A 16,885-nucleotide genomic window follows, 5' to 3' on the forward strand; every position below is an offset into this window, starting at 1 on the left:
ACCAGATACCTGAAATCGAAGACGGTAACGGGCTATTTGGGTCAGAGAGCGAACAGGAGTTAATTCAAGTAGGACTAAATAGCCTGTTCGGAGTTCTTCAGTACGTAATGTCCCAAACGGGATTTACTTATAAAGAACTTATGTGGGATGTATCTTGGACGCTTGTATCTGCAATGCTTCAGGACATGCCAAAATCAGTTAAGCGAGAACAAATAGTACTTAAAGCCTCTGGCAAAATGCTGGCAGAAAGGAGAAAAAATGGCAGATAATCTTGAGTTGAATATAGACTTCTTTTTGAACTCACCCGAAATCAAAAAGGAGACAGATCAGGCAAAAGCACAAATCCTTGGCATAGGGGATGCAGCAGAACAGGCAAGCCAAAAAATAGATGAAAACCTGAATAAGCCAATTGGGAATCCTACTGCCAATAAAGGAATTATTGAAAGCCTGAAAAAGCAAATTGCTGAAGCTCGTAAAATTGCTGATGAAGCAACCAATGAAACTACGATAGAGCTTGCCAATGCAAAAATACAATCTTATGAAAAACAGTTGCAACGCTTGAGCGTAATTGGTAAGCAGGGATGGGATGACATGGGGAAACAAATTGCAGATGCAGTTGAAAAGCCTACAGGTAAAATTGAAAAGCTTCAGTATCTTATTCAAAAGTATTCTGATTTTGTCAAAAAATCAGATAATCAGGAGCAGATAACGAAGTATAATGGTAAAATACAGGAAGCTCAAAACGAAGTAGAAAGACTTTCTAATATCGGAAAAGAAGGCTTTGATGCGCTAGGCAACAAAATTGAACAAAGTGGTGGTGCTTTGGGGAAATTGTATTCGAAGTTGAACTTAATCGCCAACATAATCCCTGGGCTTGGGATTGCTGGTTTACTGGGTTTATTCCTTGAGCCACTTATGGAATATCTCTCAAAGCTTGATATTTTCAAGGATAAACTTACAGAGGTAGAGATAACCGCTAATGGCTTTGCAAAGGCATTAGCAGGAGGTGGCGAATATTCAAAAGCAGTAATACAAACAGAGCAGCTTAGATTACAATTTGATTTAGTTCGAAAAGGGCAATATGATTCAAAAGCTGCACTTGAAGAATACAATAAGACAATTGGTACAACTACAGGACAAGTAAAAACTTTAACAGAAGCAGAACAGGCTTTATATAAAAATGGAGATGCCTATGTAAAAATGACTCTCTATAAAGCTGCTGCGCAAAAAATACTTGAAGAGTCTGGACAAAAAGCCGCTGAAGCTGCTAAAAAGAGAGCTGAAGATGAAAATGAATCGCTTAACTGGGTTCAAAAGTTTAGTAAATACGTAAATGAAAAAACTAATAATTTTTTCAGACCTGTAGTAACAGATTGGTCAGTAATTGCTAAAAAGAGACGAGAAGAAGCAGCAAAACAAATAGAAGCTGAGGCAGAACCATTGAGTCAAATTGCTTTACAACTCCTTAAAAAGGCAGATGATGAAGCAAAAAAAATGGGAACTGTATTAGGGAAGGTTATTGAGCCTCCCAAACAAAATGAGCTTGATAAAGCCCTAAATGCTGCTGAAGCCCTACAAAGACAAGTCTACGAAATCCAACAAGAATACACACGCAAGCGATTGAGTAAAGAGGAAGAAGAAGTACAAGCAGTAGTAGACCGTTTTGAGAAGATTAGTAAGGAGGTTGAAAAGTTCAATGCCAATCCGAAAAACCGTATAAAAGTTGATGGTTCTGCATTGGAGCAGACCAAAAAAGCGGCAATTGATGATATACTTTTCAAACAGGACACAGAAAAGCTGAAGATAGAGCTGGAGAAGCAAAAAGGTTTGTATAGTGAATACGAAACATTCAAGAAAGACTTTGGCGAAACAGCCGCTAAAGAACGCTTTGCCAAGGAGCTAGATACTACTAAAACTTATCTTGAGCTAGTGCAAGCAGAGTATAATAAGCTGGGTACTAAGTCGGAGTTATCTGGAGCAGAAAAGGACAGGATGACAGTTTTGCAAAAAATATTGCAAACTGCACAGCTTGAGCAGATGAAAAGCAATGATGCCATGCTCAAAAGTGCGTTGGAAGCAAGCAAAAGCTATATGGATAAGCTGGTAGAAATAGAAAGAGACTACCAACAAAAACGTAAGATTTTGCAGGAAAATAATGCTCTTACCAAGGAAAGAGAAGCGCAGTTAGATTTTGAAAAGAACAAGGCAATAGATTCGGCAAAAGATGAGGCTCTACAAAAGCTAAGTGTGTATAAGAAGCTCAATGAAGATATTATTCAGCTAACTACCAAGCAGGTTCGTACACAAATAGAAGTCATTAAGGACTTATTGAAAATAGCTAATATTCCTGCTGAGCTACGCCAAAAGCTAGAAACTCAACTGCAAAACCTTAGTGGTAAAGTAGGCGTAAATGTAGACCAGAGCTATCTGGACGAATTACAAAAACGATACAAGGAGCTTGTAAATGCCATCGGGTCAACCGATGATTTAGGTAATAGTATTTTGAGTGAAGAGCAAAGAAAGCGCATCATTCAAGCCATTACTGAAATAAAAGGTAAAATAAAGGAGCTGGACGTAAATGGCGATGGAAAAGTAAGTTTTGCTGATAAACTAGCAAAAAGGTTCGAATACCTTAAAGGTTCTTCTAAGGAGTTCTTGGATGGCTTTAGCCGTGATCTTCCACAGGCTGTAGGGATATTTGAACAGCTTGGAAGTGCTGTAGGACAATTTGACCAAAACCTTGGCGCTGGCATAAAGAGCATTGGCCACATGGTAAATGCGCTGGGTCAAGCGATAGAAGCAAAAGCAAAGTTTAACGAAGGGGATATACTTGGAGGTTTGACCTCTGCTACTGGAGTAGCAAGCTTTGTATTTGAGGTTGTTGCATCTTTTCAGGCTGTAAGTAAAAGTATAGAGGAATCGTACAGACAGGCTATCAAAGGAGAACAGCAGTATCAAGACTTGCTTAAGCAAAGAGCGCTTGATAATGTTCGAGCTAACCAAACTACCTATAATGGTATCCTTAACGAGTACAAGCTTCGAAAACAACAGCTTGAAGATTTCCAGAAAGAATATAAGTCTATTATGGAAGATTTGCAGGATGAAGTATATGTGGCAAGTACTTATGTGTCCAAACTTCTATTTATTCCAACTGGAACATATAGGGTATATGAGAGTTTGGCAGGGAAAAGTTTTACCGAATTGCAACAACTCCTATTACAAGGCAAATTGGATGGTAGAATTAAGGATTTGGTTGAAAGGCTTGTTGAGCTTGAGCAGAAAGGGTATGACACACAAAAAGCTATGGCTGAGCTAGCGCAACAGATGGCCGAAATCTTTACAGGTACTACTGTAGATAATTTGGCTGATAGTCTGCTCGAAATGTTTAAGCAAGGGAAAACTGGAGTACAAGATTTGGCAGACTTTTTCCAACAAACGATGCAGAATGCAGCACTTTCAATTTTTAAGAATAAAGTACTGGCTGAAAGTATGGATACTTTCTACAAAGAGTTTACGAAGGCTACTATGGATGGTGGTTTGGATCAAAGCAAAATTGCCAACTTAAAACTTCTTTTTGATAGTCTTGTACAAGGTGCAAACAGTCAGTTTCAAGCTATCCAGCAAATTACAGGATTGAATTTGGTAACTGGAGCAGGAGCAGGCTCTTCGAGTTCAAATACTTCAGTTGGCATTATTCAGCGTAGCATTACGGAGCAAACAGCATCGGAACTAGTTGGATTGCAAAGAAGCCAATATGATTTGCTTAAGCGAATGTTAGCAAATGGCAATGATAATCTGATAGCAGTAAGGCAAAGTGCAACGTACTTGCTTGAAATTAGAGACAACACAGCCAATACAGTTACAGAGCTTAAAAATACAGTTACAGAGCTGAAGGAAATTAAGAAAAACACCAAAAGCAGTAATTCTGCATACGATAATGGCTGGTAGTTATATTCTTGGAACAACAGACCTAAGCAATTATGGCATTATCCCAGCACAAGATAGCAATACAAATATTGCAATTTCTGGATGTTGGGATATGCCACAACGCATAGGAAAGACACACCACGATTGGGGAGACGAGGACGGTGTGCAACCTTATGTAAGGGCTGACGAAATACGACTGGGTGGACGTGATATAGTGTTCAACTGCCTCATGCAAGCAGATTATGAAAATGAGGTATTAAGGAAGTTAAACAACCTGTATAATGCTATATCAAACTATGTAAGCTTAGCGCCTTTTGATACCCCATACGGGTCGTTTTCGGTGTATTTGAAAGAGGAAGTTCAAGCGGATTATATACACCAAGGATGGGCAAAGCTAAGATTTCAGTTTAGAGAGCCAATTGTTAGCAACACTGGTGTTATTCCCACTACCGACAATGCAAATTTTGGTATAGATGGCATTAGCTTCCAGCAACTAGGATTAAACATTTTGGAAGTAGATGGACGGCATAATTTACCGTCTTCGAAAACAGGGCAGTTTACAGCATACCAAACTGAAGGTTATCAAGTCACAAAAAAGAACTACAGAGAACTAACGCTCAAAGCAATAGTATCAGGTAGTAGTTTAAGCGATTTTGAAAACAAGTGTAAAGCGCTTTTCAAACTGTTTTCAAAAGAGGGTATCAGGGAGATTACATACAGGCACGATGCACTAAGGCAGTTTTTTTGTAAGGATGGCTTCCAGATCACTCAGGTAAAAGTTTTGGATAATGAGGTTTGGGGAGTGTTCACGATGCGATGTGTGCAGGTGGGGCAAACGCTAGACTGGGACTTCTTAACAACAAACTCAGGCGAGCCAATATTGACAGCTTCAGGGGCTAGTATCTATGTAGATAATCCTCTATCGAACAGAGACTATAATTATTTAACAGATCATAATAGCAATTTCCTAACTACTTCTAATAACATGAAGATTAGGGCTAACGACTTATAAAAAAATGGCAAAATTTTGGCAAGATTTAGGATTTATGTCCTCAATGGATTTGACTGATAAACTTTTGGTCGGAAAAAATGCGGATGGCTCTACTCAGTATACCGACTTACAGACGGTATATAATAAGATTTCGCAGGTGTATTTTGCAGATACGAAGCCTTCGGTTATTGCAGCGGGTTCAGTGCTTACTAATCCGAATAGCCTGACCTGCCATATTGCGCCCGCTGGGACATATACTTTGCCGTCGGGTAATGTGACCTTAATGGGGAATATTAATTTTTTGTTTTGGGATTTCTCGGCTGGGTGGACTTGGCAGTCTTTTGATGTTGGGGTTAAAGATGGTAGTGTGGGGACTAATTCTTTAATAGATAATTCCATTACAGAGTCTAAAATAGCGCCCTTAGCTGTAACAAAACAGAAAATTAAGAGTAAAGTAGTTTCAGTTGAAAAATTGAGTTTTGTTAATTCAGGTAAAAATTTGTTTGATAAAAATAATGTAGTTTTTGGAGAATATATTCAGGGGGTATCAAATGGCATAATCTTAACTTCTTCTACTTCACCTACTGCGCCTTCTGGTTCTATTCGAGCTGGTAGAATCTACGTTTCACCAAATACTCAGTACACTTTATCGGGGTTAACGTGGTCGTCTATAGCCCCTTGGATTCGATTTGAGAAAGAAGACAATACACTTATTTCGCAAGAACAGATAACTTATACCAGTTCAAAATATACCTTTACGACTCCAGCAGAGTGTTATTATCTAACATTTAGTGTTGGACGTGATTCTAATGGAATGTCTTATACCTTATGTCAACTGGAGTTAGGGGGAACTGCTACAATATTCGAAGACTTCAAAATAATTGCTCAAAACTTGGAAGCTCAAAAAATTGCAGATGCTATTGTGACAGAACAAAAAATAGCAGCATTGGCCGTTACTGAGTCTAAAATAGCGCCCTTATCTGTAACAAAACAGAAAATTATGAGTAAGGTAGTTTCAGTTGAAAAATTGAGTTTTGTTAATTCAGGTAAAAATTTGTTTGATAAAAATAATGTAGTTTTTGGAGAATATATTCAGGGGGTATCAAATGGCATAATCTTAACTTCTTCTACTTCACCTACTGCGCCTTCTGGTTCTATTCGAGCTGGTAGAATCTACGTTTCACCAAATACTCAGTACACTTTATCGGGGTTAACGTGGTCGTCTATAGCCCCTTGGATTCGATTTGAGAAAGAAGACAATACACTTATTTCGCAAGAACAGATAACTTATACCAGTTCAAAATATACCTTTACGACTCCAGCAGAGTGTTATTATCTAACATTTAGTGTTGGACGTGATTCTAATGGAATGTCTTATACCTTATGTCAACTGGAGTTAGGGGGAACTGCTACAATCTTTGAAGATTTTAATCAAAAAATATATCAAAAGCATATAGATACAGAAGAAACATTGACCCTGATAGATTGTGACAAAATCGCAATTTCGGGATGCTCATACATTGAAGGCGCTGGAGTTGCAGTGAAAAACAAAGCTCTCGTCAATAGAATTTCAGGACTTTCGAATTATTTATTTCAAAACTGGGGTATTGGTGGCGACCGTACGGTTGACATAACAGACAGATTTCGTAAGAATACTGCAAGCCCTTATACGAGCAGAGGTTTCGGTATTTCAGATGTTAAGCCTAAGTTTATAACTGTAAATAATATTGGAAACGAAACTGTAAATAAAGGCGGTATTGATTCTCAATTGTATTTAGAGGAAGTCAAAGAATTTGTAAAAGTAATTGAAAACATAGGAGCAAAACCAATTTTTGCAACTGACTGGTTTACGGGCAATCCTCTTTTGACAAGTGTCATTGCTGATTTTGCTAAAAAACAAAAATCGGTATTTCATGATATTGGCTCGCTTGGAGAAAAAATATTAACACAAGGAAGCCCCTCTTTTCGTTGGTGGGGAACACACCCAGATACAAGAAACAATTCGCATAATGTTTCTGAGTGGATTTACTTAATAAACTCTTTGCCAAAACCAGAAAAATCTATTAAGATTTTCAGAAAAAGAAGTGAATTTGCACCAGACTCAATAAATTCGCTGAACTATGATAGCTTAACGCAACGTTATCAAAAGTTTGTTGAAATTCAAATAGGGCACAAAGGCCTAAATGATATAACAGGAGCTACTTACACAGATAGAAGTTCTTCTGCTTCAAGTTATTCTCAATCATATACCTATATAGATGAGTATATGGAGTTGATGGCAAAACAGCCAATTAGCTTTACAAACTATGCCCTATTTGATATTACTTTGCCAAAAATTAGGAACAAATCAGTAAAGGTTTATATTAAAACTGCACAAAATGCAGGATTTAATTTTTATGCAAAAGACTATTCTAATGTAGCTGATTGGGCAAACAACTCTAAAACAAACGAGGCTGTAATTTGCGTTGTTGATAAGACTACCTACGATAATTTAACCATAAATGTAGGAGATATTTACACAAGCCCACAAGTTTTAAATGGAAGTTCAGCTTCAATAAACCTTGTAATGAAAGGCAAACTTTATCACCCTTCAGTTGGGTATATTGTAGGATTAGAAACACAAGGTAAAGTTTCTCCAACCACAAAAACCTTAGATTTAGCTGCTACATTAACAAGAACGACTGGTACAGGTACAAGCTCAATCAGTTACACAAAAATTGATAGCACGCTAACAAGACATAGTTTTGAGTTTATTACAGGACTGAATAAGCCAGAAGGCTCGTTTGCCAATCTTTCAAGTTTTGTAACTTATGATACTGTGTTAGGATATTATGTAATTACGTTATCTGAAACAGAAATTAAAAAGTACTTTAGCTATGACAACTTGAAGCTAATTGCAAATCTTACAGGCAGTTTTAATGTTTTTGACGTATATGTAAAATACGATGGAGGAGATAAAAAGGAGGTTCAAACATTTGATTATCAAACTAAAAAGTCTTATACATCTCTAATTTTAGATAAGACATTCGACGCAAGTTGGACAACTGCACGATGGAACAATAACGGTTGTACGTTAGGACAAATTTCAACTACTCATAGAGATTATCCTAATTTGATTTCACCTGCAAATCAACACGTTGCATTAACTTTCGGTACGGATAATACTCCTAATTCAATATCAAGAACGCTTAATTTTACCGCAAATGGTTCGACAAGAAAAGCAGTAATTAGAACCATAGCACGTGTTTTTCCTAAGTTTTTTAGAGAAGATTTAGGAACTAACGACACCGAAACTACTACTACAAGACAAATTACAGCAGATAGTTATGATGAAGGAACAATCTGCGTAGGGCTAAAAGGTAATAATATTGTTAATGTTTTGAAACATAGAGTGGATATAGGCTGGCATGAGCAGTATTTTGAAATAGATATTCCTGCATTTTGTTCGACATTAGAATTGTCATTGTATAGAGATTTCGACGATATTATTTCATCAAGTTATAGAAATCATTTGTATGAGATGCAAGTTTGTTATGTAAGCTTTGAAATTGAATGATAGTATATCGTGCAGGCTCGTCTATCTTCGAAACGGAGATAGACGAGCAAACTATTTTTTCACAGACCCTTATGGGAGAAGAAAAGATAGTTGTCAGCTTTATTGCAAACTCATTAGTCGAGTTCAAAATTGGAGACTATGTAATTCATCAAGGGCAGGAATATCATATTAGGGAAGAAGTCAATGTAGAAGAAATCAACACATTTACCTACAAATATGATATTACATTCTATAGCACAATTTATAAGCTATACGATGAAATTATGCTCCATCTCAATAGAACTTCTTTTAGTTACACGGGAACGCCTTATGAGTTGTGTTCTTTGCTATTAGATAGTATAGAAGAATCGGGCTGGAGTTTAGGAGGTATAGCCAATATCACGGAGCCTATTACATTTCAGTTCGAAGATGTTTCTTGTCGTGTAGCACTTACAGACATTGCTCAGCAATTTGGATTAGAATATAAGGTTATAGGAAAACAAATCAACCTTATCCAGCGTGTTGGGATTGATCGAGATATTAGCTTTTCTTATGGTAAGCAAAATGGAGCATACAAGTTGCTTCGCCAAAAGGTTGACCAAGGTTGGGCAACCGTTTGGAGAGCTTATGGAGGAAACCAAAATATTCCTGCATCATATCGGGATGGATCAGATAGATTAACGTTGTCATCTCCTTACGAAGTCAATACAAGTCAGTATGGCAGGAAAAAAGGTACTGTCAAATTTGATTATATTTATCCAAGACGCACAGGGACAATTACAGCAGTTACAGATCTTGTAACTGTAGAAGACAACACAATTGATTTTGACCTTAATCAGCAGGTAATTTCAGACGGAACCGCCAAAATAGTATTTAAGTCGGGCGAACTTTCGGGCATGGAGTTTACTATTCAAAAGTTCGATTATACCACAAAGACAATCGTCTTTGCAACTAATAAGGACGAAACGGGATATGTAACGCCTAATTCGACCTTTGAGCCACATGTAGGCGATCTATATACCTTTGTTGGCATTGTTATGCCACAGAGCTATATAGATGCAGCAGAAGCGGAGTTGTCAACTGCTCTTATCGAATATGCAAATAAGAATAGCAGACCACCATTTGCGATCTTGCCAGATGTCGACGAAAAGTATATCAGGGAAAACAACCTGAGGTATGTCATACAAGCAGGTGATAGAGTGAATGTAAACGGTTTAAGATACTCTGGAGCACTAAGGGTACAATCTATTAGTTATCCTCTATGCAATCCAGACAAGATTACTTTATCCTTATCAGATACGGTAATTTATAGCACAGCCGAGCAAATTGCAAAAGATACTAAGCAGACCAAGAGATTAGCAGAATCCACTAAGTATAGGAGCCTGTTCGCCAAACAATTAGCACAAGAAGTTGCCAGCGCTGTTATTTTGAATCAATTCAAAAAGACATACGTAGGCGACTATGTAGTGATGTCAGGGGCATTCTTAGTCGGAAACCCCGACGATGGTGTAGTAGGTGGTATGGATGGGTCAGGGGATGAAGAAAGCCTAATCTTCTTCGCTGGTAGCTCATACGAAGAACGAGAAGATGCGCCATTAAGAATATACCGAAATGGAGATGTTTATCTTCTTAATGCCTTTTTGAAAGGCGAGATAGAAGCAATCTCTGGGAAGTTTGGAGTATTGGAAATCTTAGGTAATAGTATTGTTAATAACTTCGAAAGCCTTGCGCAGTTGGTACTTCGCAATGATCCAGAGAGCCAAATGGCTGCAATAGGCACAAACGTCAAGCCAGCCACAGCAGTAGACAAAGCCTCTGCCATATACCAGCAAGGCGCAACAAACCCCGATGGTTGGAATATAGGAGCCGAATATAGAGCCTCTGGCAGTACAGTCCGAAACGTAGCACTTTGGGCACCAGAGGGCGAAAGTGTGTTAGGAGAAGCGACTATAGAAGGACGTACAACCTATAGAGAAAACCTTACTAATACAAATAGAGGTTTAGATGTCACAAAGCTGGAGCAAATAGAGATCAATCCACAAGGCTCTGGAGATAGTGGAGTAACATTTACAGCAGGCCAGAAAGCAGGGAAAGAAGTTGTAGTAATTAACCTCAATCTAGGCAAGGCCATGTATATTTACAATACTATTAGAGGTTATACATCTGTGCTAATTCCAGCGGGAGGAGCAGTTACAATAAGATGTACAGAGGAGCTGTATTGGTATGTAGTAGGTCAGAATTTCTAAAGCTTTTAAATCAAGTTTAAAGCCTAGTTAAAAGACTAGGCTTTTTTATTTTTTGTGCGCAAAATGTACAACTCGTTTTTATATTTGTGTACATTTCGTTTTGCGGTTTATAAATGAGAAAAGTTTCTCCATTGCTAAATTTTGAATTTACCCAAAATATTCTTCCTTTTTGATTCCCTGTTGCATGAGTTTTAGGTCTACATTTGTGCAAAACGTTTGCTTCTATAACGCTCAAAATCAATGTATTTAGCTGCATCGTTATTGCATTTTTCTGTTTCTATAAATTCTAAATCTCATGACTCAACATACACATACGTCACATGGTCATACCTGTTGCCATGACGACGAACACGATACCCATAACCACCAACATCACGAGCACGACCATGCGGGTCACTCGCATGATGGGGACGTTTCTTTTCTATCCGCCATTATTTCCTTCGTTCTATTAGCCATTGGGCTAGTACTTGACCATTGGACTCAACCAGTTTGGTTTACAGGTTGGGTACGTATGACTTTATACTTCGTAGCCTATATTCCAGTGGGCTTGCCAGTTATTAAAGAAGCTTGGGAAAGTATCTTGAAAAAAGATATTTTCTCCGAATTTCTCTTGATGAGTATTGCTACAATCGGTGCTTTTGGCATTGGCGAATACCCTGAAGGAGTGGCAGTAATGCTGTTTTATGCTGTTGGCGAAAGTTTTCAGTCTTTAGCAGTAAAAAGAGCTAAATCCAACATCAAAAGCCTCCTCGACCAGCGTCCAGACACGGTGACCATTTTGATAGATAATCAGCCTATTGTCAAACAAGCCATTACTGTTTCAGTAGGAGAAATCATCCAATTAAAAGCAGGCGAAAAATTAGCCCTAGACGGCGAACTTATTTCTGAAACTGCCACTTTCAACACCTCTGCCTTGACGGGCGAAAGCAAACCCGATACCAAGAGAAAAGGCGAACCTGTATTGGCAGGAATGCTCAATCTAAACTCGATTGCTTTGGTAAAAGTTACGACAGCGTATCAGGATAGTAAGTTGAGTAAAATTTTGGATTTAGTACAAAATGCCTCCAAACAAAAAGCGCCCACTGAGCTATTTATTCGAAAATTCGCCAATATTTATACTCCTATTGTGGTCGGATTGGCAGTAGCAATTACGCTTCTACCCTATTTGTTTGTGACTGAGTATCATTTCCAAGAATGGTTATATCGTGCGTTGATTTTCTTGGTTATTTCTTGTCCATGTGCTTTGGTTATTTCTATTCCACTAGGGTATTTTGGCGGTATTGGTGCGGCCTCAAAAAATGGCATTTTGTTTAAAGGAAGTAATTTCTTGGATGTAATAGCCTCCATTCAACATGTTGTAATGGATAAAACGGGCACACTCACCGAAGGAGTTTTCAAAGTGCAGGAAGTCATTATAAAAGATAGCTTTGATAAAAATCATCTGCTACAAATGGTAAATGCATTGGAAAGTAAAAGTACGCATCCAGTTGCCACAGCAATTCATGAATATGTTGGCCAAATTGATTATAGTATCGATATCCAAAATATAGAAGAAATTGCAGGGTACGGTCTCAGCGCAACAATAGAAGGGGAAGAAATTCTTATTGGCAATTTTAAATTATTAGAAAAAAAGGGAATTACTTATGATATTGACCCATCTCAAATAGCTTATACCGTACTCGCAATTGCCTATGCTGGTCAGTTTGTAGGCTATATCACGATTGCAGATAGCATCAAATCTGATGCCTCTCTGGCAATACAACAACTCCATAAGTTGGGTGTAAAAACAACCATGTTGAGTGGCGACAAAAATACAGTGGTACAATATGTTGCCCAACAAATCGGTATTTCGAAGGCATTTGGAGACTTGTTACCAGAAGATAAAGTCAATCAGGTAAAAGCCATAAAGACACAGCATGAAAGGGTGGCATTTGTCGGAGATGGTGTAAACGATGCTCCTGTAATCGCCCTCAGCGATGCAGGAATTGCGATGGGTGGCTTGGGCAGCGACGCTACCATCGAAACCGCAGATATTGTGATTCAAGATGATAAACCTTCCAAAATAGCTACTGCCATTATCATTGGAAAAGAAACAAAACGTATTGTATGGCAAAATATCACGATGGCCTTTGTGGTAAAAGCCTTTGTACTTATATTGGGTGCAGGAGGACTTGCCACGATGTGGGAAGCGGTTTTTGCGGATGTTGGCGTTGCCTTATTAGCTATCTTGAATGCAGTTCGAATACAAGGTATGAAATTCCAATAGATTTGGCACTTTAGTCTTACTCACTTAAATTTGTTTAATGGTCTAAGAAATATCCTTCTTAGACCTTTTGTGTTCTTTTTACTTACCTAAAAGTGGCAACAGGTTACTGTTTTGATGAAATATCTTTCATTTAACCTTCTCCTACTTACAAACTATTTCAAAACTCTCATGAAAATTACCCAAAGTACCTTTGGACTATTCAATGAATATGTTCTTCAAAATCCTTCTACCAACGAAGCTGTACATATCTTACCCGAACTAGGAGGCATCATTCATCAGTTAGTTTTAAAAACAGAGACTGGTTTACACAAAATCATCAACTGTGGTAATACTCCAGAAGAGCTACTTTCGAGCCTGTTATCCTACCCTTCTACTCATTTGTTTCCTTGGGGAAATCGGGTAAAAAGTGGTCGGTATGAATTTGAAGGCATTAGTTATCAATTGCCACTCAACGAGGTAGGTTTACAAAACGCCCTTCATGGATTTGTATATACTTCTCCTTTTAAGGTGTATGAAACTACCGAATCAGAAACTGAAGCTGTTTTAACCTTAGAATATCTTTATAAAGGTGGTTATGTAGGTTATCCATTTCCATTTCAATTATTAATCAAGCATACTTTAAATACGAAAGGGTTAACCCTCAGTTATACCATCAATAATATTGGTACAGGAAATCTCCCAGTTAGCTTGGGTTGGCATCCATACTTTAGTATTGAAGGCGAAACCAAAAATGATTGGACTGTAAGTTTCCCATCTACACACCAATACCTACTCGACGACCAAATGTGTCCAGTAGATAGAACGCCAAAGCATTATGCCGAAGGTTTTAATTTGGATGGGCAGGTTTTAGATGCAGTTTTTGCCGTAGAAAAACAAGAAATCGTAGAGGTGGTTCTTCAATCTAACAAACAAGATTTGTCGATAAAAGTATGGCAACAGGCAGGAGAACAGCAATTTAACTATAGTGTAGTATACACGCCACCATCAGGCGACCGTATTGCGATAGAGCCAATGACAGCCCCAACCAATGCACTAAATTCGAAAGAAAATTTGTTGATAATCAGTGCAGGAGAATCTTACACGGTGGAATGTGGAGTAATGGTGTTTTAAAAAATTGTGAGTTATGAATTGTGAATCACTCACAATTCATAACTCACAATTCACAATTATTTGTCTCTTTTTCTATTCTGTATTTTTTCGTAAACCATCTGGATAATTCCATCTTTCAATCCTAAATCTGGAACGATTATACTTTTGGCCCCAGCCCATTTCATGGCGTTCAGATAAATTTCGGCCGCTGGTACAATTACATCGGCACGGTCAGCATTCAAACGAAGTTTATTAATTCGTTCTTCATAGGTAAAACCAGCTACATATTCTTTAATTTTTGTCAATTCCTTCAAACTCATCGACGTTTCGGTATCGTGGTTCGAAGCAATATTAAAGAGTTTATTTATATTACCTCCTGTACCCACAGCAGTTACCTGAGATTTAGATGGGTCTACGTGCATTTCAATCCACTTACGCATTTTTTCCCAATCACCTTCACGCTCTTTGTGCTCAAGTAAGCGCACAGAACCAATTTTGAAAGAACGAGACGCCACTTTCTGACGATTCATATAGATATTCAACTCTGTAGAGCCGCCACCTACATCGATATGCAAATAATTGCTATCATCCAATGCCTGAACCACCACATCATTAATCAATTCAGCTTCTTTCGAACCATCGATGATATTAATTTTCATATCCAAAATTTTGTGGATACGAGTGATAATAGCTTCAGCATTACCAGCTTCACGCATCGCAGACGTAGCGCAAATCATGTAATCTTTTACTTCGTGCAAGTCCATTAATAACTTGTAGGCATTTAATAATTTGAAAATACGCACCTCAGATTCGGGGCTAATTTCTCCTTCATTAAATACATCATGTCCGAGTCGAAGTGCAAAACGAACGTATTCTACCTTCTTAAAACTAATTTTTCCGTCATTCTCCAATACCTTCGAGATTTGCATTCGGGCGGCATTAGAGCCTATGTCAATCGCTGCAATTTTCATGCTTTCTTCTTTCTATGCAGTAGCTTTTTGCTTATTTATTAAACGTAAATCCATTTCCATCTTCCTCAAAATCAAGCTCTACGCCGATTAAGTACATCAGATGGTGCTTGTTGATAATGAGTTGAATACCATTTATTTCGTATAACTCATCGTGTTCCTCTTTTTTATCAAATCCAATTAGATAACTTGCACTACAGGCGCTTCCTCTCAAACCTACTCTCAAGTAATAATCCTCAGGAATTCCTTTGATGGTAAGTGCTTTTAGAATTTCTTGTTGAGCAATTTCAGTAATCGTAATTGGAATTATTGTTGGACTATTCATTATTCGTGTCTAAAAACAATTCGGTTGATATGACTGACTTTGTACCCAATTTGCTTCTTCTCAAACGAAGCTATACAGTTCAGGGCGAAAATACTTATTTTTGAAAGATTTTCCACAAAACAACGTTAATAACCCTACATTACAAAATGTATTTAATCATTTGTAAAACTGATGAAGCTCTTGGCAGAAAGTATTACAGATAAACCCCAACTTTATGGAAATAGTTGCCGATTTAATTAAAGTATTAGTACCTGCTAGTTTAGTCCTTTGGGCTATGTACTTGACATTGAGTTCTTTTTTGAGAAAAGAATTTGCACAAAAAAATCTTGAACAGCGTTTTGAGGCTCAAAAAACAGTATTACCCATTCGCTTAGAGGCTTATGAGCGCATTTGTTTATTGCTCGAACGTATGTTGCCCAACAATCTCCTCATTCGTTTGTCTAATCCTGAGTTTAATGTTGTAAGCTTTCAACAAGTATTAATTGCCGAAATTCGTGCAGAGTTAGCACATAATTTTTCACAACAATTATACATCAGCGACGACGCGTGGTTGAGTGTAAAAAATGCCTTGAACGAAACCATTTCTATGATTAATCTGTCGGCTCAAGAACTAGACCCCAACGCACCGTCGATTGAATTATCTAAAAAAGTAATCGAAAAGGTCTTACAAAATCAACATTTCAGTACAGAATCAGCTTTAAATTTTGTGAAAGAAGAAGCTAGAATGCTATTCTAGTTTGATGATTTTTGAAAAAACCAGACCCGTATATTGCCTAACCAAATGTGGGTTTTCCTTTTGTTACTACCAAAGGAATCACTAAATTCATATACCATAAAGAGTAGTATTTTAGTAGAGTTGCTCTTTATGAAAAGTAATATATAATCAAGTCCCTAAACTATGCAACAAAATCTTTCTCAGAAAACCAACTTACAGCATCTTTTCAGTATTCCTGTGATTGTAGCCGCCTTGGGCTACTTTGTCGATATTTATGACCTATTGCTTTTTGGCATTGTACGTGTACCAAGCCTTCAAGATATGGGGCTTAGTAAAGAAGAAATCGGTGATATAGGCAAAAACATTCTCAACTGGCAAATGGGCGGTTTATTATTAGGAGGTATCTTGTGGGGTATCTTAGGTGATAAAAAAGGTCGTTTGTCGGTATTGTTTGGCTCTATTCTTACCTACTCTTTGGCCAATATTGGTTGTGGTTTTGTCAAGGATCCTACCACTTATGCCCTATTACGCTTTGTAGCAGGTATTGGCTTGGCTGGAGAGCTTGGTGCAGGTATCACTTTGGTGTCTGAAGTATTACCGAAAGAACTTCGTGCTATTGGTACCTCTATCGTTGCTGGCGTAGGTTTGTTTGGCGCCGTGGCAGGATATTTTACTGTTGAGTTGTTTGGTGGCTGGCGCACAGCCTATTTTGTAGGTGGTGGCTTAGGAGTGATTTTGCTATTACTTCGTATTAGTGTTTTCGAATCAGGTATGTTCGAAAATATTAAGCATCAAACAGGGGTAAAAAAAGGGAATTTCTTTG

The 16,885-nt window shown here is 37.9% G+C and carries 11 protein-coding genes; 9 read left to right on the top strand and 2 right to left on the bottom strand.

All coding sequences use genetic code 11. The features are described from left to right. The 7 genes from ACOVQ4_RS23595 to ACOVQ4_RS23625 form a co-directional block, all read left to right on the top strand. Positions 1-269 (top strand): hypothetical protein (locus tag ACOVQ4_RS23595; RefSeq protein ID WP_421823040.1); only part of this gene is annotated, 269 nt, incomplete at its 5' end. Beyond that, on the top strand, positions 259-3,948 hold the full coding sequence (locus tag ACOVQ4_RS23600) for a hypothetical protein (RefSeq protein WP_421823041.1): 3,690 nt from the start codon (positions 259-261) through the stop codon (positions 3,946-3,948). The genes ACOVQ4_RS23595 and ACOVQ4_RS23600, both read left to right, overlap by 11 nt. Next, a complete protein-coding gene (locus tag ACOVQ4_RS23605) occupies positions 3,938-4,939 on the top strand; it encodes a hypothetical protein (protein ID WP_421823042.1) in 1,002 nt (333 codons plus the stop codon). Before ACOVQ4_RS23600 ends, ACOVQ4_RS23605 begins: the two co-directional genes overlap by 11 nt. A 4-nt stretch (positions 4,940-4,943) precedes the next feature. Further along, positions 4,944-8,474, top strand: a complete 3,531-nt coding sequence (locus ACOVQ4_RS23610; protein ID WP_421823043.1) for a hypothetical protein — start codon at positions 4,944-4,946, stop codon at positions 8,472-8,474. Continuing rightward, positions 8,471-10,699, top strand: a complete 2,229-nt coding sequence (locus tag ACOVQ4_RS23615; RefSeq protein ID WP_421823044.1) for a hypothetical protein — start codon at positions 8,471-8,473, stop codon at positions 10,697-10,699. Before ACOVQ4_RS23610 ends, ACOVQ4_RS23615 begins: the two co-directional genes overlap by 4 nt. A 295-nt stretch (positions 10,700-10,994) precedes the next feature. Next, on the top strand, positions 10,995-12,965 hold the full coding sequence (locus ACOVQ4_RS23620) for a heavy metal translocating P-type ATPase (protein WP_421823045.1): 1,971 nt from the start codon (positions 10,995-10,997) through the stop codon (positions 12,963-12,965). A gap of 168 nt (positions 12,966-13,133) precedes the next feature. Further along, a complete protein-coding gene (locus ACOVQ4_RS23625; protein ID WP_421823046.1) occupies positions 13,134-14,075 on the top strand; it encodes an aldose 1-epimerase in 942 nt (313 codons plus the stop codon). Positions 14,076-14,131: 56 nt separating this feature from the next. Here ACOVQ4_RS23625 and ACOVQ4_RS23630 read toward each other — a convergent pair whose 3' ends face one another. Further along, positions 14,132-15,025 (bottom strand): Ppx/GppA phosphatase family protein, encoded by an 894-nt coding sequence (locus ACOVQ4_RS23630; RefSeq protein WP_166553321.1) that lies wholly within the window; start codon positions 15,023-15,025, stop codon positions 14,132-14,134. A 31-nt stretch (positions 15,026-15,056) separates the two neighbouring features. Next, entirely contained in the window at positions 15,057-15,347 is a 291-nt protein-coding gene (locus ACOVQ4_RS23635; RefSeq protein ID WP_421823047.1) for a HesB/IscA family protein, read from the bottom strand. Positions 15,348-15,561: 214 nt separating this feature from the next. On the opposite strand from ACOVQ4_RS23635, the gene ACOVQ4_RS23640 reads away from it, so the two are divergent. Together ACOVQ4_RS23640 and ACOVQ4_RS23645 are read left to right on the top strand one after the other, a co-directional pair. Continuing rightward, the gene (locus tag ACOVQ4_RS23640) at positions 15,562-16,083 is read left to right on the top strand and encodes a hypothetical protein (RefSeq protein WP_421823048.1); all 522 of its coding nucleotides are present in this window, start codon (positions 15,562-15,564) and stop codon (positions 16,081-16,083) included. A 162-nt stretch (positions 16,084-16,245) separates the two neighbouring features. Then, positions 16,246-16,885, top strand: a 640-nt coding sequence (locus ACOVQ4_RS23645) for an MFS transporter (protein WP_421823049.1), incomplete at its 3' end; no start/stop codon positions are given.

Origin of the sequence: Flectobacillus sp., assembly GCF_049240685.1 — a bacterium.
GTDB lineage: Bacteria > Bacteroidota > Bacteroidia > Cytophagales > Spirosomataceae > Flectobacillus.